Source organism: Bacillus sp. AY2-1 (assembly GCF_008368965.1).
In the GTDB taxonomy this organism is placed as follows: Bacteria; Bacillota; Bacilli; order Bacillales; family Bacillaceae_G; genus Bacillus_A; species Bacillus_A thuringiensis_S.
On the sequence record NZ_QPEL01000070.1, the window covers coordinates 1 to 21,819 of the forward strand.

Genomic DNA, 21,819 nt, shown 5'->3' on the forward strand with positions numbered 1-21,819 from the left:
GTTTTCCTCAAAATATAGAATTATTTATCTTACACCTAAAACATTAAAAATGGCTCTATATTTTTCAAAAGCACATAGATTAAACACACTTCTAAAAAATCAGAATCCCATAAAAATATATACTCACCATCGTTAGATTAGGAAAAAATTATAACACAAATTTTTGAGAATTATAAGCTACTTTCCCACTATATATACTATATTAATATAATATTACTTTAGTACTATCTGGCTGACGTGTTAAATAAAATTCATTATTCTTTTTATAAATCTCAATACCTTTTGTAAGTATCTTTACGTTATTTATAAAAATAGTTGAATCATTTACCCAAATATTTTCAACCAATTGCAATCCTTGATAAAAGAAATCATTTTCTATCATCATATGAAGTACATGTTTCGCTAATATTTCCGTTTTAAAACTATGTAAATCTATAAGGGTCTCCATCTATTCTAACCTCTTCCATTTATCTCTATTAATTTTCTCCGCAGCACATACATTATATGTAAAAATTACAATTGTTTCACCGAAATACTAATGCGCCTCTACGAAATAGATAGGAGATGGCTGAAAGAGAATTCCCTCAATATGCTCTATATTCATATAAATTTCAAATAATAAACAGTGAGTGGCGATGAAAAAACACTGATTATTAGCTGAATCAATCGAGCGTTTATAGACACCGCAATACAAATGCGTGTAAACGAAAATATAAAATCGCACCTTTTATATACGTAAAAGACGCGATTCTCTGTGTCATAAACAATAAAAAGACGCCCCTTTAGGAGCGTCTTCCACTATTACGCTTGTTGTTGCGCGCTATATAATTCTTCAAGTGGCTTCATGATAATTTTGTTAACGTCACCGATTACAACGTTTAGGCGTTGCTCAGTTTCCATTAATTTTGTAATTTTAGCATCTTGTTGAATGCGAGCTACAACTTCTTGTGCTTGTTGGTTGTCTTCTTCAGTGATTTCTTGGCCTTGCATCATTTTTTGTTGTAGGCTAAGTTGCATTGTACGGAACTCATCAAATAAGTTCTTTGAAGCCGCATCGGCTTGAACTGCTGCGTAGCTCTCTTTTAAAGTTTTGAAGTCTTCGTTTTCAGCGATTGCTTTTTGTAATTCATATGCAACATCATGAATGTTCTTTGTCATTTTATTTTTCCTCCTTTAGAAGGCTAGCGCTTTTCACTCGCACTGCCTTTTCAGTGCATTTACATACGCACCTCTTCTTACCATATCAAACTATGCAAGAGATGTGAAGAAATTTCACTTTTATTTCTATGTACTCACCTTATTATCTAAGAAACAATAGTAACAATCCTTGTACGAGTCCGATTATTCCACCTAATAATGCTCCTAAATACGTAATCATTTTCAATTCATTTTTCGTAATAGACAGAACTAAGTCTTCTAATCTTTCTGTTGAGAATGTAGACACTTCTTGCTGGACAATTTCCGCAAGATGTAGATTGTTTAGTATACTCTCTACGTTTTCTGTTCCCCACTTCAAGCCTTTCGTTACTGTGCTTGGAACCACTTTTTCAATAATTGTTTCTCGAACTGGCTCACATACTTGCTGAACAGATTGATTTAAAAACTTACTCACTGTTTCCTCTACTTTAACTGCTGACAACACGGAGCTTACAATCATTTCTTTCTCTACAAACGATTCTAATTCTTTTACATCTCTTCCTTTTAACTTTTCCCACTCTTTTTGCAGTACGTCAGTTAAAAGCTGCTTTGTACCATCTTGCCCTAAAAACTTAATAACTTCTGGCTGCACACGATCCACTACACTTACATTTCCTAAAAACATTCCGACTAAGTTAAGTAGCGTTCCGCGAGAAGCAAAGAAATCATCAATCATTTTTGAAAGACGGCCTTTCCCTTCTTCACTTTCAAAAAAGCTAATTCCTCGCTCTAAAATAAACGCCGAGACATTCGGAATCGCATTCTCTACTTTTTCATTTACAGAATGAGGTAAAGCCTGTTCCCATGTATATGTATAATACTCAGCTAAAAATGCCTGTATTTTTTCTGTAATCACATGTTCAATTTTTTGAGTCACTTCTTCTTCTACATGCGCTACATTCCATTTTTCTAACATATGTCGCAGTGATTGTTCATTCTTAATTACTTTATCCACTTCCACTTGCGCCCAGTGGATTAAACCTTTTTGAAACTCTTCATTTGTTAGCTTTTTTCCGATTCCTTCCGGTGTTAACAAATTTTCTACGACCATTTTCCCTAATTGAACAGCAAGTTCATCACGACGTTTCGGAATTAATCCTGGTGTAAATGGAACTTGAAACTTTCCGATATAAATAGGGCGATGAGGACGAAATAACATTTTTATCGCTAAATGATTCGTGTATCCCCCAATAATTGCTCCGAGTCCTGTCGTCGTTAACATATTTAACCATATATTCATTACAATCAACCTTTCACTTCTCCAAAACTATAGCATATCATCATACGGACAAAAGTATAATGGTATAAAAACGTATTTGCAATATATAGCTTCGCCTATTATGCAAATAGTAGTAAAGGAGTGATTTCGTTGGTTCTCGGTCTTTTAGCTTCTAAACTTCATTATGAGCAAACATATTACACCGAAATCGCTAAACGCGCTCGGCTTTATCATAATGTCGTTGCCCAGTTTACGCCATTTTGTATTGATCCTAAAACAGACCTTGTTTCTGGTCTTATTTACGATACAGATACAGGAAAATGGAAAGAGCAAACATTCCCTATTCCTTCTTATATATATGATCGTTATTCTTTTCACGAGGAAACAGACTTTGAAAAAGCAAAATCAATTATTCACTCTTTGCACAATCGTCCTTCCACTACCTTTTTAAATAACACACTTATTGACTTAAGCGAACTACATGATTTATTTCTCACGAATAAAAAATTATCTCCTTATATACCAAAATTTGAAATAGCAACGATACAAAACATTTTCAAACTGTTGTTAAAAACTAAAGATATTATTATACGCCCCACTAATATACATTCTAAGGATAACTTATATCGAATTGCTTACAAAAATAAAACGTTTCATATCGATACAGTAAATGAAAAATACCATACTTCTATTACAATCAAACGGACAGACGAATTTATATCTTGGTGTAAATCTAACATACGTTCATCCCGTTACATAGCGCACACTATGCTACAACCACCAAATCAATTAACATATCCACTCCACATTCGAACCATTTTGCAAAAAAACAAAGAACAAACTTGGAATGTTATCGGTCAATTTATACAAAAAAGCTCATTTCCTAATCAGCTTTTACCCTCAACAACGGACGATGATTCATTACATTCATTTTCAAAAATTAAATACGTACTATCTAGTACGGGTGTGCAACTATTGCAAGATGCTTTACACGACATTGTAAATGAAGTATTCCAAACACTAGATCAGTCTTATTCTTCGTTATTTGAACTAGAACTTTCCACCATTATGGATCAAAAAGGCGCAATTTGGCTTATGTATGTCAACACGATTCCCCCTTACGAACAATACATTCGTCATAGTGATTCATTAGCTGAAAAGATATTTCACGGACCACTTAAATTCAGTCGCTTTACACCATAATGAAAGGAGGTAAACCTATTTTGAAAGAACATATATATACATTAAACATTTCAGATGAACATCCAAATAGTATTACTTTACCTTACGTTTTTTCTATTACGCCACCTATTACATCCCTCTCCTTCGGTATACGTCACATTGCAAGTGAAGAGGTGAAAATTCATTATTCCTTTACTCGCGAAATTATTATCGGAAAACATATTGCTGAAAAACTTTTACTACCTCAATCAACCACTATTCATGCATTCACACAAAACCAAACAATTATTTTCGGACCATTAATCGGCATTTTCACAACTGGCTTTAACGATGATTCTTCTATCCCTTTAGGAAATCGTTCAATTGCCCTCAGTGAGTTGTTAACACCACCATTCTCATTACGACCGTTCGTATTCGTCTTTGGCGTTCAACATATAAACTGGGAAGAAGAAACGATTGAAGGATATTTCTTTCAAGAGAAACAATGGATAAAGAAAAAGGTTCCTTTACCAAATGTCATTTACGATCGATTACCAAATCGACAAGCAGAAAATTACAAACCAATCGTCAGAGCAAAAAGAAAGTTAGAACAAGACTACTCCATTCCATGGTTTAATCCAGGTTTTTTCAATAAATGGGAAGTTCATCAACTTCTTATGAAAGACGAATCAATTAGACCCTTATTACCAAACACAGAAGCATTTCAGCATTTTGAACAAGTAGAACGGTTTCTTGGCACGTATAAATCAGTGTACATGAAACCAATACACGGGAGCTTTGGTAGAAATATTCATCAAATATTTTATTCTCAAACAGAGAATTGCTACTACTGTCGTTATCGCGAAAATGAAGAAAATAAACTGAGAAAGTATCAATCATTAGAAACTCTTCTAAACCACGTATTAAAGGGACATGATTTAAAAAAGTTTATCGTACAGCAAGGTATTTCGTTACTTCGCTTCGATGGGCAACCTGTTGATTTCCGCATTCATACAAATAAAAATCATTTCGGTAATTGGATAGTTAGTGCAATCGTCGCCAAAATCGCCGGCAAAGGCAGTTTAACAACGCACGTAAATAGCGGCGGTGATACAAAATTGCTACAAGAGCTTTTTCCAGATTCAACGAAACAAGTTCAAATTGAAAACAAATTAAAACATACTGCCTTACAAATAAGTTACGCGCTCGATGAACAAGTAACCGGAAATATTGGAGAAATCGGTTTTGATATCGGTTTAGACACAAAGGAAAATCCGTGGCTCTTTGAAGCCAACTCTAAACCTGGGCGAACTGTATTCCAAGATGAAAAATTAAAAGAGCAAAGTGAAATGACGCGCCAGTTATTTTACGAATATGCCGTCTACTTAACTGAACATTCTTTACGTGATACAAAAGAAAAAATGTCTCAAATAAAATCAGGGGCTTCATCAAATACCGAACATATCCCTTCCCCTATGATTCACTCACAAATACAAAAACAAAAACTTCCACCTAGATAATAAGGTGGAAGTTTTCTATTTACACAAGTTTTACTACAACCTCTGTTTCCACGTTACATACTCCGCAATAAAAAATATGATTGCAATATTCATTTGAATTATTATGCGTTAAACCATCTACTGCATTTAATAATTCTTGATCCATATAGGCACTATAATCGTCTATGTAATCTACAGACTTCCCATAATCTTGGAGTATACTTTGGCAATTTTGACAAGAATATGTTTGTGATTCTAATGCGTTGCAAAGCGGGCAAATCCCCATCATGATTCCTCCATACGTTATCGTTTAAAGCCTCTCTTTTTTAGATTGAAGAGAGCACCTACCCATGCATAGGAGCGGTCACTCCATCCCTACTTAAAAATAGAACTATGAAGTTGCTACCGATTTCATTTCAATAAATCATAAATAAGAAGCTAATGATTAGCCTACAAGTAGCAGGCTACAATGAGAAAATTATATTTAATATCCTCCTTAGTTTGGCCTGTTTTCTTAAAAATACAACGATTACTCTTATTTCATAATTTACGAAATCAATAAGTTTTTTTGACAAAATTTACAAATTATTATTTTGTATATCTTTCTAGGTAACATCCATACTATGAGTACAAACTTAATTACCGATGGATTAGCGCCAACCGGGGCGATAATCTGGTTCAACTCCAGCTAGTCCAACCAAAAAAACTTTTATAACTCTAAGGAGGATATATTCCTATGGCAAACCAAAATTCTTCAAATCAATTAGTAGTACCAGGTGCAACAGCTGCAATCGATCAAATGAAGTACGAAATCGCTCAAGAATTTGGTGTACAATTAGGAGCAGATTCTACGGCTCGTGCTAACGGTTCAGTTGGTGGAGAAATTACAAAACGTCTAGTTGCAATGGCTGAGCAAAGCCTTGGCGGATTCCACAAATAAATATATATGGCAAAAAGGTCTCAAGGCATATGCCTTGAGACCTTAATTAATTTAACATTTGTAAAAACTTCTTCGTACGTTCTTCTTTTGGATTTGTAAATACATCTTCTGGTGTACCTTGTTCAACAACGACACCGCCATCCATGAAAATAACACGGTTCGCAATTTGATGTGCAAAACGCATTTCGTGCGTTACAATGACCATCGTCATACCTTCTTTAGCAAGTTCTTTCATTACTTTCAGAACTTCTTGAACAAGTTCAGGATCAAGTGCTGACGTCGGCTCATCAAATAGTAACACTTCCGGCTCCATCACAAGCGCGCGCGCAATTCCAACACGCTGTTGTTGTCCGCCTGATAATTGAAATGGATATAAATCCACTTTATCTGCTAAACCAACTTTTTCAAGGAAGTAGTTTGCTTTTTTCTTCGCTTCTTCTTTCCCTACTTTTTTCACTGTAATGAGTCCTTCCATTACGTTTTGAAGTGCTGTCAAATGAGGGAATAAGTTATGGTGCTGGAATACCATACCTGTTTGCGTACGAAGATTTACAATATCTTTCTTCGATACTTTTTGAGCAAAATTAAGCTCTTTATTGCCGATGCGAATGCTACCGGCGTTTGGTGTTTCTAGTACGTTAAGACAACGTAAGAATGTCGTTTTACCAGATCCAGACGGTCCAATAATAACAACAACCTCGCCTTTCTCAACTGTTAAATCTATATGCTTTAGTACGGTATTATCTCCGAAACTTTTTTGTAAGTGCTGAATTGAAATCATAAAAACAAAAACTCCTTTTGTAAAAGGATTATTTTAATGTGTAGCGTTCTGAACGCTTCTCTAACATCTGTTGTACGATTGATAATAAGAAACAAATAACCCAATAAATAAGACCTGCTTCAAAATAAACAATTAAAAACTCGTAGTTCATCGCCGCAATCTCCTGCGCTTTTCGGAACATTTCTGTTACTAAAATTAATGATGCTAATGAAGTATCCTTCACTAAGCTAATAAATGTATTCGAAAGCGGTGGAATTGATACGCGCGTTGCTTGTGGTAAAATAACACGTTTTAATGCTTGTGGATATGTCATCCCAATTGTGTAAGCTGCTTCCCACTGCCCTTTCGGAATGGAAAGGATAGAAGCACGAATAATTTCAGATGCATATGCACCGACATTTAATGAAAATCCAACAACTGCTGCTGTATATGGCTCAACTTCAATATTAAGAGTTGGAAGACCATAGAAAATAATAAATAACTGTACAAGAAGTGGCGTTCCGCGAATGATAGATACATAGATACGAGCAATCCATTGTAAAATACGACTACCAGAAATACGTGCGAGCGCTGTTAACGTTGCCAGTATAATCCCGATAATAAATGTAATAAGCGTTAATGGAATTGTCGTAAAAACAGCTTCCTTCAGCATAGGCATGAAGGAAGACTGCATAATATCTATCCAAGTAGACAATCGATCTGAAACCAATGCACTACTTAGATACATTTTCACCGAACCATTTTTTCGTTATTTTGTCATACGTACCGTCTTTTTTCATATCTTCTAACGCTTTATCTACTTCTTGTACAAGCTTAGTGCTACCTTTACGGAATAAGAATCCACTTTCTGAAGCTTCTTTTTCAGTATCTACAATTTTAATTTTCGCATCTTTTTTCGTTTCTAAGTAGTTTAGTACTGATAACTTATCATTGATTGTGAAGTCAACGCGTCCTGAAGCTAATAATTCTGCTGCTTGGCTAAATCCTTCTACACCAATAATTTCCGCACCATTTTTCTTAGCGATATCTGCATAGTTACTCGTTAAAGATTGTGCTCCTTTTAGTCCTTTTACATCAGCAAATGTAGCAGGCTTATCTTTATCTTTTGCAATAACTAATGCCGCTGAAGATGAAACGTATGGCTTAGAGAAATCGTATTTCTTTTGACGATCTTCACGAATACCAACTTCGTTTGCAACCATATCGAAACGTTTTGCATCTAGGCCAGCCAGTAAGCTATCCCATTGTGTTTCTTTAAATACAGGTTTTACACCTAAACGTTTTGCAACTTCTTCTGCTAATTCAACATCAAATCCAGTTAATTTATTGCTTGAATCGTGGAACGTAAATGGTGGGTATGTACCTTCTGTACCAATTACAAGTTCACCGCTTTGTTTAATCTTTTGTAACGCGTCTTGACTAGCTGTATCTTTTTTCTCTTCTTTACCGCAGCCGGCTACAATCCCGATCGCTAATGTAGTTACTGCAAGCACTGAAAATAATTTCTTCATGATTGTAATCCTCCAAGTATTCTGATAGGAATTTAAAAACTATATTGATTGTATGCAATCTTGAACAATTTTTCAATGAAAATGTTCTTATTTAGTTTATCCTTTTTCTTCATAATCAAACAAAAGGGAAAAATAACGCCACATACAAAAAATAAGTAACATTTTTTAATATAGCATTTATAAAGAAAAAGGTAAAACAATACTTCTTATTTAACTGTCGTAATTCGCTAAAGAGTCGACATGTTCATCAATAAAAAAGAACTTGTGAAAATCACAAGTTCTCCTCCATACCTATTAAGCACTCTGATTGCCTTCCATTTGCGTTTTATACATATCATAATAACGCCCACGCTTTTTCATGAGTTCATCATGAGACCCTTTTTCCAAAATCGTCCCTCTATCGAGCACAATAATTTGATCTGCGCTTTTAATTGTTGAAAGGCGGTGAGCGATAATAAACGTCGTTCTTCCTTTTTTCACAACTTCCAGCGCTTGTTGAATCATCGCCTCTGTTTCTGTATCAATACTAGACGTTGCTTCATCTAGTATTAAGATAGCTGGATCAAAAGCAAGCGCCCTAGCAAACGAAATAAGCTGACGTTCTCCAGTGGAAAGCGTACTTCCCTTTTCTGTAATTTCTTCATTTATATTGTTTGCAAATCTTTCAGCACCAACATCACGTAGCGCCTTTACAATGCGCTCTTTTGAAATTTTTTCGTTTTCTAAGCTTACGTTGGAAGCGACCGTCCCGCTAAAAAGAAACGGGTCTTGCAGTACGATTCCCATATGCTCACGAGTTGCTTGTTTCGGCATTTCTCTTACATCATGACCATCAATCGTAAGCTTTCCTTTTTCAAACTCATAAAATTGAAAGAGTACATTCATGATAGAACTTTTTCCTGATCCAGTATGACCGACAAGTGCCACTGTCTCGCCTTGTTTCGCTTCAAAAGAAATATTTTTTAACACTTCATCTTTTCCATTATAAGAAAATGATACATTATCAAATTTTACATTTCCTTTTAAACGAGGCATACGTTCTTCTTCTACCGCTTCTCCTTTTTCCTCTAACAATTCAAAGACACGTTCTGATGCAACGCGCGCTTGCTCTAAGTTTGCAAGCTGGTTCACCATATTCGTAATTGGCGAGAATAATCGTGTTAAATAATCGACGAACGCATACAGTACCCCAAGTGAAATAATACCTGTAGCACTTAATGACGCACCGCCGAAATACCAAATCACTCCTGTGAAAGCGATATTTCTTAATACAGCTACTAAGTTATGCGAAGTTGCTGCATTTAAATTTAAAATTTTATTTTGATACTTAAAATAATCGCCGTTTAATTCTTCAAATTCTTTTTTCGTTTCACGCTCTTGACGGAACGCTTGAATAATTGGCATCCCTTGAATGGATTCATTCACTGTTCCGTTAATATCGGATAAACGTGAACGCATTTTATGATTATATACAGACGCATATTTTCTATAAAGAATCGCCCAAACAATTAAAATTGGGATAATTAATAAACATAATGAAGCGAGCTTCACATCTAATAAAAATAGCGCAGCGAATATCCCAATAATATAAATGATACTAGAAACGAATGTTGCAAGTACAGTTACATATAAATCACGAATGGCCTCTGTATCATTCGTCACACGCGAAACAATTTTCCCCGCCGGTAAATGATCGAAATAACGAATCGGCAACGTTTGAATATGAGAAAACACATCTTCCCTCATAATTTGAATAATTTTGTTCGCTGCCTTCTGCAAGAAGAACTGCTTTCCGTATGCAAATAATGATACGACTACTAATAAAGCGAAATAGCCACCACCAAGTAATAATAGACGGTTTATTTCTGGTTTATAAAATGCAAACACTTCTTCTTTCGTTAATGCCTTCGCTTTATACACTTGCACCGCCTTACCATTTTGAACGGTAATCATATCACCTTTTACAGTACGTGACCCTTCAATATTCACTTTATTCGGTACAAAATAATATTGAAAACCGACTTGCATCACACGTACTTCTTTACCTTTTGTCTCGCCTTGTTCAAAGCGATCACTTCGCTTATAAAAAGCGCCATTATATGAAACAGCTTCTTCACTCTTTTCTGTTTCATACCAAGGTTTCTCTATCCCGACGATATGATCATCAATCATCGTTTTAGCGACGAAAGGACCAGCAAGCTCTGCAATGACGAAAATAAATAACATTAGCATCGCTGCAAAAATCGTCCCCTTCACTTTCATCGCATATTGAAACAATCGTTTTGAAACGCTCATATTTTCACCCCACTATCCGCACTTTCACTTTCACCTTGTTGTCTTTCAAACTGCTCAGCATACCAGCCTCCGCTCTGGATAAGCTGAGCATGTGTACCTTCTTCCATTACTTGCCCCTCATCCATAACGAGAATCCAATCCGCATGTTGCACTGCAGATAAACGGTGCGTCGTAATAATCGTCGTCTTTCCGCTTCTTTCTGTTCTTATATTTTCAATGATCGCTGCTTCCGTACGAGCATCTATAGCTGATAAAGAATCGTCCAAAATTAAAATTTCTGGATTTTGAATAACAGCTCGCGCAATCGAGATCCTTTGTTTTTGCCCTCCTGATAAAGAAACACCTTTCTCTCCAACGAGCGTTTCTAATCCTTCTGGTAAAAACTCTAAGTCTTTTTTAAACGCAGCAATTTCAATTGCTTTCTCAAGTTCTTCTTCCGTCGCTTCCCTATTTCCGAATAAAATATTTTCTCTCGCTGTTTTTGAGAACAAAATATGTTCCTGAGGTACATACCCAATCCATCCGAGTACATTTTCATTTGTTATTTTATCTAATGTCACATCAGAGACCGCAATATCTCCATCTCCAAGCGGATATTGACGAAGAAGCTGACGTACAAGCGTCGTTTTCCCGCTTCCTGTTTTTCCGACAACCCCTAGCGTTTCTCCTTGCTTTAATGTGAAAGAAACCTTTTTTAAATTTTCTTCAGTTGATGAAGGGTATGAGAAAGACACATCATCAAACTGAATATAATCCGGATCTTGCACAAGCTTTGGATGTTTTGGATTCTTTACATCTGGCTCATACGCTAACGTTTCATTCACACGGTCAAGCGAAGCATTTCCTCTTTGCATAACATTGATTAATTCACCAATTGCAAACATCGGCCAAATCATCATCCCTAAATACACGTTAAAAGAAACGAGTTCACCAAGCGTCACCTTTGACTGGAACACAAGGTATGCACCGTACACTAAGCCGATTAAATAACTAAGACCGACAAGCATTTTCACAGTTGGTTGGAATAATGCATCAATTCTTGCTACCTTCATATTTTTTTCGTAGACGTCATCTCCTAAATGATGAAATCTTTCCTCGTCTGCATTCTCTTGTACGTATGCACGAATAACACGCACACCAGCAATCGATTCAAGTACTTTATCATTCATATCTCCGAACGCATCTTGCGCGACTGTAAATCTCTCATGCAATTTCTTTCCATATATGTTCATCGCATACGCCATAATCGGAAGCGGTATAAGCGCCGCAAATGTAAGCTCCCAACTAATTGTAAATCCCATCATAAAGACAATCGTAAGCATATATAAACTCGAATCCACGAGCGTTAATATACCGAAACCAGCTGTCATAGCAATTGCTTTTAAATCATTTGTCGCTCTCGCCATTAAATCACCCGTACGATTTTTATGATAAAACGTCGGTGTCATTTTAAGTAAGTGCCCCATAAATTTAGAGCGCATCGTTTTCTCCAGTACGAATGCTCCCCCAAACAGCTGGTGTTGCCAAACGAAAGTAAGACCATATCCAATTACCGTAACCCCTATTAAAATGAGAATAAATTGCATAATCTCCGCATTCGTTAACGTTCCTGTTTTTATATTATCTATCGTAACCCCTAACACTTTCGGGGGAATGACTTCAACTATATTTACAATTAAAAGAGCTCCAATAGCGATACTATATCTCTTCCAATGCTCTTTAAAAAACCATTTTAGCTTTAGTAATACTGATAACAATGTAACCTCTCCCTTCTCGTTCTCGTTTAACTCTCACTTCTTTATCCACTATCCAGACCCATCACATTTACATTTCGTAACCCATACAATCTCATCACATTTTTCCACCTTCCAAAATTTTCATCGTAACCATACAAGGAAAAATAAACAAAAAAAAGCATACCGCCGCTTGACGATATGCACAAAAATGCATAAAAAGCGTACGTTACGATATACGCAACGTACGCTTCTTATAAGACAGAGAATGCCTTATATATCCGCACGGGTTGCGTAATGATATGAATGTTTTCTGCCATTTAACAGAGCTAAGCCCATTACATTTACGATTACAATCATTACGCACACCCCTTTCATTTATTTTCCATTTATAATCTTACAACTTTATTGAGTATTCTGTCAATTATTTTTTTACAAACTGAATAAAAATATACGCTACATCATTTTGAAATAAGAGAATATTCCGTAAGAAAGGGCATACAAAATAAAAAAAGAATAAGAAATCGTTTTCACAAACATTTCATTTGAAAAATGTTATCAAACCCCCTACAATCACCTTATACTCACTCTTACAAGTTGCTATTTTAGGAGGACTAATCATGACAACTAGCAATACGTACAAATTTTATTTAAACGGAGAATGGAGAGAAAGCTCTTCAGGAGAAACAATCGAAATTCCATCTCCATATTTACACGAAGTAATTGGACAAGTACAAGCAATTACTCGCGGAGAAGTAGATGAAGCAATTGCATCTGCAAAAGAAGCTCAAAAATCATGGGCTGAAGCTTCCCTACAAGATCGCGCAAAATACTTATATAAATGGGCTGATGAGCTCGTAAATATGCAGGATGAAATTGCCGATATCATTATGAAAGAAGTCGGTAAAGGCTATAAAGATGCGAAGAAAGAAGTTGTTCGTACAGCTGACTTCATTCGTTACACGATCGAAGAAGCTTTACATATGCACGGAGAAAGCATGATGGGCGATAGCTTCCCGGGCGGAACGAAATCGAAACTTGCGATTATCCAACGTGCACCACTTGGTGTTGTATTAGCAATCGCACCATTTAACTACCCAGTAAACTTATCTGCTGCAAAACTTGCACCAGCATTAATTATGGGTAACGCTGTTATTTTCAAACCAGCAACTCAAGGTGCAATTAGTGGTATTAAAATGGTGGAAGCACTTCACAAAGCTGGCCTTCCAAAAGGTCTTGTAAACGTAGCTACAGGACGCGGTTCTGTAATTGGTGACTACTTAGTAGAACACGAAGGCATCAATATGGTATCGTTCACAGGTGGTACAAACACAGGTAAACATTTAGCGAAAAAAGCTTCAATGATTCCACTTGTATTAGAACTTGGTGGTAAAGATCCTGGTATCGTTCGTGAAGATGCTGACTTACAAGATGCTGCAAACCATATCGTAAGCGGTGCATTCTCTTACTCTGGTCAACGTTGTACAGCTATTAAACGTGTACTTGTACACGAAAACGTAGCGGACGAGCTTGTTAGCTTATTAAAAGCGCAAGTAGCTGAACTATCAGTTGGATCTCCAGAACAAGACAGCACAATCGTTCCATTAATTGACGACAAGTCTGCTGACTTCGTTCAAGGTTTAGTTGACGACGCTGTAGAAAAAGGTGCTACAATCGTTATCGGTAACAAACGTGAGCGTAACTTAATTTACCCAACATTAATCGATCACGTAACAGAAGAGATGAAAGTTGCTTGGGAAGAGCCATTCGGCCCAATCCTTCCAATCATCCGTGTTTCTTCAGATGAACAAGCAATTGAAATTGCTAACAAATCAGAGTTCGGTCTGCAAGCAAGTGTCTTCACTAAAGACATTAACAAAGCATTTGCAATTGCTAACAAAATCGAAACTGGTTCTGTACAAATTAACGGACGCACAGAGCGCGGCCCTGACCACTTCCCATTCATTGGTGTAAAAGGTTCAGGTATGGGCGCACAAGGTATTCGTAAGAGCCTTGAGTCTATGACACGTGAAAAAGTAACAGTATTAAACTTAGTTTAATTTTATATGTAGAAGCTGATCTAGTTTAGATCGGCTTCTTTTTATATCAAATAATTATTCATTCCTAATCACAAACTCTTCTCTATAATCTGATTATTACTATATCCATTGACGTATAAAAATTCATTTGTTACTCTTAAAGACGTTAATTTAATATTTAAATCCTCATTCGTATCTCGGTGAGGTAGAGGTTGCAATCATTAAGAGTATCATTTCAGGAGATGTAGTGGCATTGATGAATGAATGAGAAAGGAATGGTTGCCGAAGTAAGTCGTGTCCACCATGCACGCTTGCTGGGTCTGCATTTAATAAGTGCAGAACTGTCACAAACGTTTCGTTTGTGGAGAGCTATCGAGAGGTATGTCGTGGGTTTCTTATAAGATAGAAAGCATGTAGCGGCAGATTACGTGCTTTTTTTGTTTTGTTTGGGACTTCTCTTCCTGACTCAGGAAGACATACATATCTCCTCGCTTGACTTGGTTATACTAACTTTGGAGGTATTTTTCTATGCAACAAAAAAAATGGGGCTTTTGGGTACTAACAGCTTTCGTTGTCGGTAACATGGTTGGCGCTGGTATTTTCATGGTGCCAAGTACGTTGGCACAAACAGCAAGCCCACTCGGTGTCACTTTAGCTTGGTTAACTACAGGGTTTGGTGTTTTAATGCTAGCTCTTGTTTTCGGTAATTTAGCAATTCGTCGTCCTGATTTAACGACAGGGCCACAAAGTCATGCATATGCTTTATTCTCAACACCAAAAAAGAAAAAAATGGCTGGTTTCAGTATGGTATGGGGATATTGGGTTGCAAACTGGGCAAGTAACGTTGCCATCATTACATCATTTGCGGGATATTTATCACTCTTCTTCCCAATTATGAAAGATACGCGACTACTATTTTCAATCGGCTCGTTTAACGTAGAAGTCGGAAAACTAATTACATTTACGATTTGTTCCATCTTACTTTGGGGAACTCATATTATATTAACGAACGGTGTAAGCGGAGCTGGAAAACTAAACTTCTTAGCAACAACAACGAAAGTAACTGGATTCCTTTTATTCATCGTCGTTACGTTATTTGCATTCGAAGCTTCTAAGTTTGGACAATGGTACACACCGATGATTGATAAATCAGGTGCATCACACGGTCTTCTTTCACAAGTAAATTTAGCTGCTCTTACAACGCTTTGGGCGTTTATCGGAATTGAATCAGCCGTTCTTTTATCAAACCGTGCTGTTTCTCCAAAAACGGTAAAACGTGCAACAGTTGCGGGATTACTTATTACAGTTGCGATTTACTTAGGAATTACAATTTTAACAATGGGTGTACTTCACGTTGATAAATTACAAACTTCTGAACGTCCATTAGCAGATGCACTAAACGCTGCAATGGGTCATGGCGGCGGGAAACTTATGGCATTACTTGCTCTTACTTCCCTGTTCGGTTCTATCTTAGGCTGGATTTTATTAAGCTCAGAAGTACCTTATCAAGCAGCAAAAGAAGGTTTCTTCCCTTCCTTCTTCACGAAAACAAATAAAAAAGGAAGTCCAATTTACTCATTACGATTAACAAACATTATGTCGCAAGTATTCCTATTCTCAACATTATCAGGAACTATTGCGGAAGCTTATACATTCGTTATTACCGTATCAACACTGGCCTACCTCATTCCATATCTCGTTTCACCAATCTTCCAGTTAAAACTAGTCGCAACTGGTGAAACATATAAAAATGAAATGCGGGCAAGAATTACAGATGGTATAGTCGCAGTGATCGCACTTTGCTACGCACTATGGGTTATTAAAACCGGCGCATCCGATATAAAAACGTTCCTTCTCGGAATTGGTTTATTCGTAATTGGATTTGCTTTCTATCCATTAATGAATCGTGATCAGAAAAAAAATAACGAAAAGAAAAACGGGCAAGTTGCATAACGCAATTTGCTCGTTTTTTCTTTTGTAAAACATATATAATAGAACAAAGAGGTGAAAAACATGTCAATCGAATCGCTATGGAGCAGTCGCTTCCAACAACATATTCAAAATATCATTACATACTTTGCACGTATGATTAACGGTTTACTATATAGCTTTATCTTTATTTCATGCGTTGGTGCATATTATTATGCTCAGTTTCTAAAAGCATCTCCTTCTAAAGGAATATCTTTAATAATTATAACGATTGTACTTACGTTCATTATAACGAGATGCCCTATCCGTACATTTATTCAAAAACCTGATGCTGTCTATTTGCTTGCATTAGAAGAGAAACTAACATCCTATTTCAAAAAATCTCTTCTATATAATTACATCATTCAGCTTTTCCCATTATTATTTACGTTCCTTATTCTCGTACCACTTGCTATGCAATCATTACAATTAACTGTACCTTTTTTATGTACAATCTTTATCGTGTTAATGATTACGAAAGCCTGGAACATGTACATACATTGGATGTGGCGTGATAGTCACGAAAAAAATATATGGCTGATCATTCGTATTACTTGTAACGCCCTAATCATTTACATGCTGTTTTATTCCGCAAATGTTCTCATATTGGGCGGACTACTCTTACTACTTGCTTTCCTACTTCTATATACGAAAAAACAGCCTACAAAACGAATACCGTGGGATTACATAATCGAGCAAGAAGAAAAAATGAACGTTCGTTTTTATCAATTTGCTAGCATTTTCACAGATGTTCCGCAACTGAATAAACAAGTAAATAAAAGAAAATGGCTTACAAATTGGATTGAACCTTTATTACATAAAAAACGAGCAACTTTCTTCTACTTACATACACTAGCATTTTTACGTGGAAATGATTATTTCGGTATATATATTCGCTTAGGATTGATCGGTGCTTTCGCCTTATATTTCATACCAAATATATACGTAAAAGGTGCTATCACTTACATCGTTCTATATATGATCTCTATGCAGCTTCGTTCACTATGGAAATATTTTTCGGGAAATATTATTGCAGCATTATATCCAATCCATACTGAAGAAAGAATGAAACAATTTCTTAGCTTAATCTTTATATTGCTAAGTATTCAACTCATTGTATTTTCGAGTGTTATACTCATTGCTACAGGTCAATTTTTACATAGCCTTATCATTATGATTGTCGGGTTACTCTGGATCAAATTTATTATTGTACCAAAAACGAAGCAACGCGTTTCTTCGTTTTAACGAAAAGAAATCTCTTAAACGCCAAGGAGAAAATAAATTATCCTTGGCTTTTTTATTTTGCTTCCTCAAACAAGAATCACTGAAACAACCGATATTTTATGATTTTTACATACAAAAACGATAATACATGTTTACGACCTAATAAAAAGGGTATCTATTAATTAACAGAGTAAAGGAGGGGCCTATATTGTGAATAAAAAAACGGAACAATTGAAGCATCACGTTACTGACAATCAATGCAAACATGCTTTAACAACAAATCAAGGGGTAAAAATAGCTGAAGATGAATTTTCTTTAAAGATGGGCTTAAGAGGCCCAACCTTAATGGAGGATTTCCACTTTCGCGAGAAAATGACTCATTTTGATCACGAACGAATTCCCGAAAGGATTGTTCATGCACGCGGGGTTGGCGCTCATGGTTATTTTCAGCTTTATGAATCTTTAGAAACATATACGAAAGCAGATTTTCTTACTAATCCTTCAAAGAAAACACCTGTATTTGTACGGTTCTCAACCGTTCAAGGTTCTAAAGGATCCAACGACACAGTAAGAGATGTACGCGGATTCGCCACAAAATTTTATACAGATGAAGGAAACTATGATTTAGTGGGTAATAATATGCCAGTATTCTTTATCCAAGATGCTATTAAATTTCCTGATTTTGTCCATGCAGTTAAACCAGAACCACATAATGATATTCCTCAAGGAGCTAGCGCTCATGATACCTTTTGGGACTTTGTTGCGCATAATCCTGAGTCCACTCATATGGTCATGTGGCAAATGAGCGACCGAGCTATTCCGCGTAGTTTACGAATGATGGAAGGTTTTGGAGTTCACACATTTCGACTCATTAACGCAGAAGGAAAAGCCCATTTCGTAAAGTTTCACTGGAAACCTACCCTCGGGGTTCATTCATTAGTATGGGATGAAGCTCAAAAGATTGCTGGGAAAAATCCTGATTTTCATCGTCAAGATTTATACGAAGCAATTGAAAAAGGGGATTATCCTGAATGGGAACTTGGATTACAGTTAATTCCAGAAGAAGATGAACATAAATTTGATTTTGATATTTTAGATCCAACGAAATTATGGCCAGAAGAAAAAGTTCCCGTAAAATTAGTTGGTAAAATGACATTGAACAAAAATGTTGATAACTTCTTTGCTGAAACAGAGCAGGTAGCTTTTCACCCTGGTCATGTCGTACCAGGTATTGATTTTTCAAATGACCCTCTTCTGCAAGGAAGATTATTCTCCTATACAGATACACAATTATCTCGTTTAGGGGGCCCTAATTTCCATCAAATCCCTATCAATCAGCCCGTATGTCCTTTTCATAATAATCAACGTGATGGTATGCATCAAATGCAGATTCATCGCGGTCAAACAAGCTATCATCCTAATGGATTAAATAACAATCAACCTGCAACCGTCCAAGCCGAACAAGGAGGATATGAACATTATCAAGAAAAGATTGATGGGCATAAAATTAGAGGTCGCAGTAAAAGCTTTCTTAACTTTTATTCTCAGGCTAAACTTTTCTACAATAGTATGAGCCCTATTGAAAAGCAGCACATAAAAGAAGCTTTTTGCTTTGAAGTTGGGAAGTGTAAATCAGACATGGTGAAGGCAAATGTAATTGCTCTCTTAAACCACGTCGATCGTCAATTAGCACAAGAAGTCGCTAACATTATTGGAGCTCCTTTACCTAAGGAAAATCACGAAGTAAATTCAGATGCAAAATCACCTGCACTAAGTATGTCCAATACTATTTTTAAATCTGATTCCAAAAATGTTGCAATTCTATTAAATGGTGACCCAAGCGTCTCACTTCTGTCCGAATGGATTCAAGCTTTTGTACAACACCGAATTAACTATAGCATCATAGATAATAAAATTTATCAGTTCAATGATTCCATTAAAGTAACTGATACTTATACAACAACAGACTCCTCCCTTTTTGATGCAGTATTAGTGTTTAGTAGTGAGTCTGTCATTCACCCCCCTGTTTTAGAATTTGCAGAAACTACTTTTAAACATTTTAAACCGATAGCTCATGTTCTTAGTAATCCTCATGCTTTGGACCATAGTAAGATTAAACTGGATGGAGCAGGAGTTTACAACTTAACAAACACTTCAATTGAGTCATTTATAGAAGGCATTGCCCAAGGACGATTCTGGAACCGATAATATAATGTAAGGAGCGGATTAGAATGAGTAAAAAAATTGCTATTTTAATAACGGATTATTTCGAGGACACAGAATACACAGAGCCAGTAGAAGCTTTTAAACAGAAGGGATATGAATTAACAACTATTGAAATGGAAAAAGGTAAAACGGTACACGGTAAACAAGAAAAAAGCGAAGTCGTAATTGATAAAAATATTGATGGTGTTTCTCCAGAAAACTTTGATGCACTCTTCATACCCGGTGGATTTTCTCCAGATATACTTCGTGCAGATGAGCGTTTCGTTCGCTTTAGTAAAGCATTTATGGATGCAAAAAAACCTGTTTTCGCTATTTGTCACGGACCTCAGCTACTCATCACTGCACAAACACTTGAAGGACGTGATGTCACTGGATATAAATCTATTGAAGTCGATTTAAAAAACGCCGGCGGAAACTTTCATGACACAGAGGTTGTCGTATGCCAAAACCAGCTAGTCACAAGTAGACAACCAGAAGATATACCGGCGTTTATTGAAGAATCGTTGCGTATATTAGGATAGTTACTTTGACAAAGTTATGGATACAGCCATCCACATATTAACATGCAAAAAAAGCCCCTTACAAAAAGGGGCTTTCCAATAACTTTTTATTCTTATTACTTCGCAAAACTTTCAGCCAACTGTTTCTCTCTCCACATAAATGTAATGCCGAGACCAACTATTAAAACAACGCCTGAAAATGCATATGGATAATGAATATTCATATCAAATAATATTCCGCCCATCGCTGGTCCTGCGATATTTCCTAAACTCGTATAAGTCGAGTTCATACCAGCGACGAATCCTTGCTCTTTTCCGGCTGCTTTTGATAAAAACGTCGTTAAAGCTGGACGAAGTAAATCAAATGCTAAGAAAATGAAGCAAGTAACGAGAAGTACAATCCAATAATTAAAGACTACAGTCGAGATGAATGCTAATACTGCCCCTACAATTAAACATATTTGGATTAATACTTTCTCACCGAACATGTCTACCAATTTGCCAAACATAAATACCTGTACAACTACCCCAAAGATTGAACTAATTGTAATAATCGCTGCAATATCTTTCGGCGAGAAACCAAATTTATGATCAGAGAACAAGCTAAACACTGTTTCATACGCTGATAATCCGAATGCGAGTACAAATACAATAATAAATGCAATTGCATACATTGGATGTAATGATTTTTTTAAATCACCAATAAAACTTGATTCCTTCGTATTAGAAGAAATCTCTGCAAGTTCTTCTTTCGTTAAAGGTTCTTTTAAAATAAAAATCGAAATCACACATGCTATAAAGGCAATTGCTGCTGCAACGAAAAACGGCACACGTATACCGTATTCTGCAATAAATCCGCCGATTCCAGGCCCTATAATGAATCCAGTACTAATCGCTGCAGATAAGTATCCCATCGCCTTTGGACGTTCCTGAATAGATGTAATATCCGCAACATATGCCGTAACACCAGGCATAATAAACGCAGCACTAATTCCGCCTAATACCCTTGCTACATAAAGCATCCATACATCTTTTCCTAATCCAAAAAGAAGTTCTGAAACACCAAAAATAAATAATCCAATGATGATCATTTTCTTCCTACCGTAAAGGTCAACCCATCGGCCTGTAATAGGTGAAGTAATGAGCTGGGCCATTGCAAATACTGCAACGAGATATCCCATCGTCTTCCCTGTTAAATGCATGTCATTCATAAAGGACGGCATAACCGGAATGATTAATCCAATCCCTAAAAAAGCGATAAATATATTACTCAAAAGAATGACCAATACCATCTTTTGTTCTTTTATCGGTTTCTTCACTTTTAACACCTCTTCCCGTAAGCTCCTCTCAAAAAATAATGCCCAAGAAGCTTTTTCTTTATCCTGCTATTTGTGGGCTAATCATGAGTAGAGATGCCTCCACTCATTAGAATTTCACTCTATCCTTCCACACATACATAAATATTAGGTGAATGACTATCATTCATTTCCCCTCAAAAATAAACCTACCTTTTCAGACAGGTTCAT

The 21,819-nt window shown here is 36.3% G+C and carries 18 protein-coding genes and 1 riboswitch; of the genes, 8 read left to right on the forward strand and 10 right to left on the reverse strand.

All coding sequences use genetic code 11. The features are described 5' to 3' along the window. Positions 1-202: 202 nt before the first annotated feature. The 3 genes from DN403_RS17310 to DN403_RS17320 all read right to left on the reverse strand — a co-directional run bounded on the left by DN403_RS17310 (position 203) and on the right by DN403_RS17320 (position 2,437). Positions 203-448, reverse strand: a complete 246-nt coding sequence (locus DN403_RS17310) for a hypothetical protein (RefSeq protein WP_149185639.1) — start codon at positions 446-448, stop codon at positions 203-205. A gap of 353 nt (positions 449-801) precedes the next feature. Then, positions 802-1,158, reverse strand: a complete 357-nt coding sequence (locus tag DN403_RS17315; protein ID WP_000164612.1) for a YlbF/YmcA family competence regulator — start codon at positions 1,156-1,158, stop codon at positions 802-804. Positions 1,159-1,300: 142 nt separating this feature from the next. Continuing rightward, positions 1,301-2,437 (reverse strand): DUF445 domain-containing protein, encoded by a 1,137-nt coding sequence (locus DN403_RS17320; protein ID WP_149185640.1) that lies wholly within the window; start codon positions 2,435-2,437, stop codon positions 1,301-1,303. 129 nt (positions 2,438-2,566) lie between these two features. Here DN403_RS17320 and DN403_RS17325 point away from each other — a divergent pair, with 129 nt between their 5' ends. After that, entirely contained in the window at positions 2,567-3,619 is a 1,053-nt protein-coding gene (locus DN403_RS17325; protein ID WP_149185641.1) for a YheC/YheD family endospore coat-associated protein, read from the forward strand. Between the two features lie 20 nt (positions 3,620-3,639). Further along, positions 3,640-5,097: a YheC/YheD family endospore coat-associated protein gene (locus DN403_RS17330; RefSeq protein WP_000658095.1), complete on the forward strand. Its 1,458-nt coding sequence runs from the start codon at positions 3,640-3,642 to the stop codon at positions 5,095-5,097. Positions 5,098-5,116: 19 nt separating this feature from the next. On the opposite strand, the gene DN403_RS17335 is transcribed toward DN403_RS17330, so the two are convergent. Beyond that, positions 5,117-5,362 (reverse strand): hypothetical protein, encoded by a 246-nt coding sequence (locus DN403_RS17335; protein WP_000510472.1) that lies wholly within the window; start codon positions 5,360-5,362, stop codon positions 5,117-5,119. A gap of 450 nt (positions 5,363-5,812) precedes the next feature. Here DN403_RS17335 and sasP point away from each other — a divergent pair, with 450 nt between their 5' ends. Continuing rightward, positions 5,813-6,016: a small acid-soluble spore protein, SasP family gene (gene sasP, locus DN403_RS17340; RefSeq protein WP_000013338.1), complete on the forward strand. Its 204-nt coding sequence runs from the start codon at positions 5,813-5,815 to the stop codon at positions 6,014-6,016. 46 nt (positions 6,017-6,062) lie between these two features. On the opposite strand, the gene DN403_RS17345 is transcribed toward sasP, so the two are convergent. From DN403_RS17345 to DN403_RS17370, 5 genes are all read right to left on the reverse strand, one after another. Further along, positions 6,063-6,797: an amino acid ABC transporter ATP-binding protein gene (locus DN403_RS17345; RefSeq protein ID WP_149185642.1), complete on the reverse strand. Its 735-nt coding sequence runs from the start codon at positions 6,795-6,797 to the stop codon at positions 6,063-6,065. Between the two features lie 28 nt (positions 6,798-6,825). After that, on the reverse strand, positions 6,826-7,524 hold the full coding sequence (locus tag DN403_RS17350; protein ID WP_000281496.1) for an amino acid ABC transporter permease: 699 nt from the start codon (positions 7,522-7,524) through the stop codon (positions 6,826-6,828). Continuing rightward, positions 7,511-8,308, reverse strand: a complete 798-nt coding sequence (locus tag DN403_RS17355; protein ID WP_000732844.1) for an amino acid ABC transporter substrate-binding protein — start codon at positions 8,306-8,308, stop codon at positions 7,511-7,513. The genes DN403_RS17350 and DN403_RS17355 overlap by 14 nt, the downstream gene beginning before the upstream one ends. A 294-nt stretch (positions 8,309-8,602) precedes the next feature. Next, complete coding sequence (locus DN403_RS17365) at positions 8,603-10,603, reverse strand: ABC transporter ATP-binding protein (RefSeq protein WP_000116622.1); 2,001 nt, start codon at positions 10,601-10,603, stop codon at positions 8,603-8,605. Then, positions 10,600-12,360, reverse strand: coding sequence for an ABC transporter ATP-binding protein (locus DN403_RS17370; RefSeq protein WP_149185643.1), 1,761 nt, complete (start codon positions 12,358-12,360; stop codon positions 10,600-10,602). The genes DN403_RS17365 and DN403_RS17370 overlap by 4 nt, the downstream gene beginning before the upstream one ends. Before the next feature lie 596 nt (positions 12,361-12,956). Between DN403_RS17370 and gapN the strand changes: the two genes are divergently transcribed. The 5 genes from gapN (at position 12,957) to DN403_RS17400 (ending at position 20,314) form a co-directional block, all read left to right on the forward strand. After that, the gene (gene gapN, locus DN403_RS17380) at positions 12,957-14,396 is read left to right on the forward strand and encodes an NADP-dependent glyceraldehyde-3-phosphate dehydrogenase (RefSeq protein WP_000213634.1); all 1,440 of its coding nucleotides are present in this window, start codon (positions 12,957-12,959) and stop codon (positions 14,394-14,396) included. 177 nt (positions 14,397-14,573) lie between these two features. Beyond that, positions 14,574-14,755: riboswitch (Lysine riboswitch) on the forward strand. A 148-nt stretch (positions 14,756-14,903) separates the two neighbouring features. Then, the gene (locus DN403_RS17385; RefSeq protein ID WP_001186305.1) at positions 14,904-16,328 is read left to right on the forward strand and encodes an amino acid permease; all 1,425 of its coding nucleotides are present in this window, start codon (positions 14,904-14,906) and stop codon (positions 16,326-16,328) included. Between the two features lie 60 nt (positions 16,329-16,388). Continuing rightward, positions 16,389-17,588 (forward strand): ABC transporter permease, encoded by a 1,200-nt coding sequence (locus DN403_RS17390; RefSeq protein WP_000021362.1) that lies wholly within the window; start codon positions 16,389-16,391, stop codon positions 17,586-17,588. 189 nt (positions 17,589-17,777) lie between these two features. Continuing rightward, on the forward strand, positions 17,778-19,775 hold the full coding sequence (locus tag DN403_RS17395; protein WP_001036539.1) for a catalase: 1,998 nt from the start codon (positions 17,778-17,780) through the stop codon (positions 19,773-19,775). Between the two features lie 23 nt (positions 19,776-19,798). Further along, complete coding sequence (locus tag DN403_RS17400) at positions 19,799-20,314, forward strand: type 1 glutamine amidotransferase domain-containing protein (protein ID WP_000037535.1); 516 nt, start codon at positions 19,799-19,801, stop codon at positions 20,312-20,314. A gap of 95 nt (positions 20,315-20,409) precedes the next feature. Here the strand turns inward: DN403_RS17400 and DN403_RS17405 are convergent, their stop codons facing one another. Next, entirely contained in the window at positions 20,410-21,612 is a 1,203-nt protein-coding gene (locus DN403_RS17405; protein ID WP_149185644.1) for an MFS transporter, read from the reverse strand. Positions 21,613-21,819 lie beyond the last annotated feature (207 nt).

What these genes read in the sequence shown, in the direction of transcription:
- sasP (WP_000013338.1), top strand. Translation starts at nt 5,813, where the DNA reads ATGGCAAACCAAAATTCTTCAAATCAATTAGTAGTACCAGGTGCAACA.
- DN403_RS17345 (WP_149185642.1), bottom strand. Translation starts at nt 6,797, where the DNA reads ATGATTTCAATTCAGCACTTACAAAAAAGTTTCGGAGATAATACCGTA.
- DN403_RS17310 (WP_149185639.1), bottom strand. Translation starts at nt 448, where the DNA reads ATGGAGACCCTTATAGATTTACATAGTTTTAAAACGGAAATATTAGCG.
- DN403_RS17400 (WP_000037535.1), top strand. Translation starts at nt 19,799, where the DNA reads ATGAGTAAAAAAATTGCTATTTTAATAACGGATTATTTCGAGGACACA.
- gapN (WP_000213634.1), top strand. Translation starts at nt 12,957, where the DNA reads ATGACAACTAGCAATACGTACAAATTTTATTTAAACGGAGAATGGAGA.
- DN403_RS17365 (WP_000116622.1), bottom strand. Translation starts at nt 10,603, where the DNA reads ATGAGCGTTTCAAAACGATTGTTTCAATATGCGATGAAAGTGAAGGGG.
- DN403_RS17315 (WP_000164612.1), bottom strand. Translation starts at nt 1,158, where the DNA reads ATGACAAAGAACATTCATGATGTTGCATATGAATTACAAAAAGCAATC.
- DN403_RS17320 (WP_149185640.1), bottom strand. Translation starts at nt 2,437, where the DNA reads ATGAATATATGGTTAAATATGTTAACGACGACAGGACTCGGAGCAATT.
- DN403_RS17335 (WP_000510472.1), bottom strand. Translation starts at nt 5,362, where the DNA reads ATGGGGATTTGCCCGCTTTGCAACGCATTAGAATCACAAACATATTCT.
- DN403_RS17390 (WP_000021362.1), top strand. Translation starts at nt 16,389, where the DNA reads ATGTCAATCGAATCGCTATGGAGCAGTCGCTTCCAACAACATATTCAA.
- DN403_RS17385 (WP_001186305.1), top strand. Translation starts at nt 14,904, where the DNA reads ATGCAACAAAAAAAATGGGGCTTTTGGGTACTAACAGCTTTCGTTGTC.
- DN403_RS17350 (WP_000281496.1), bottom strand. Translation starts at nt 7,524, where the DNA reads ATGTATCTAAGTAGTGCATTGGTTTCAGATCGATTGTCTACTTGGATA.
- DN403_RS17355 (WP_000732844.1), bottom strand. Translation starts at nt 8,308, where the DNA reads ATGAAGAAATTATTTTCAGTGCTTGCAGTAACTACATTAGCGATCGGG.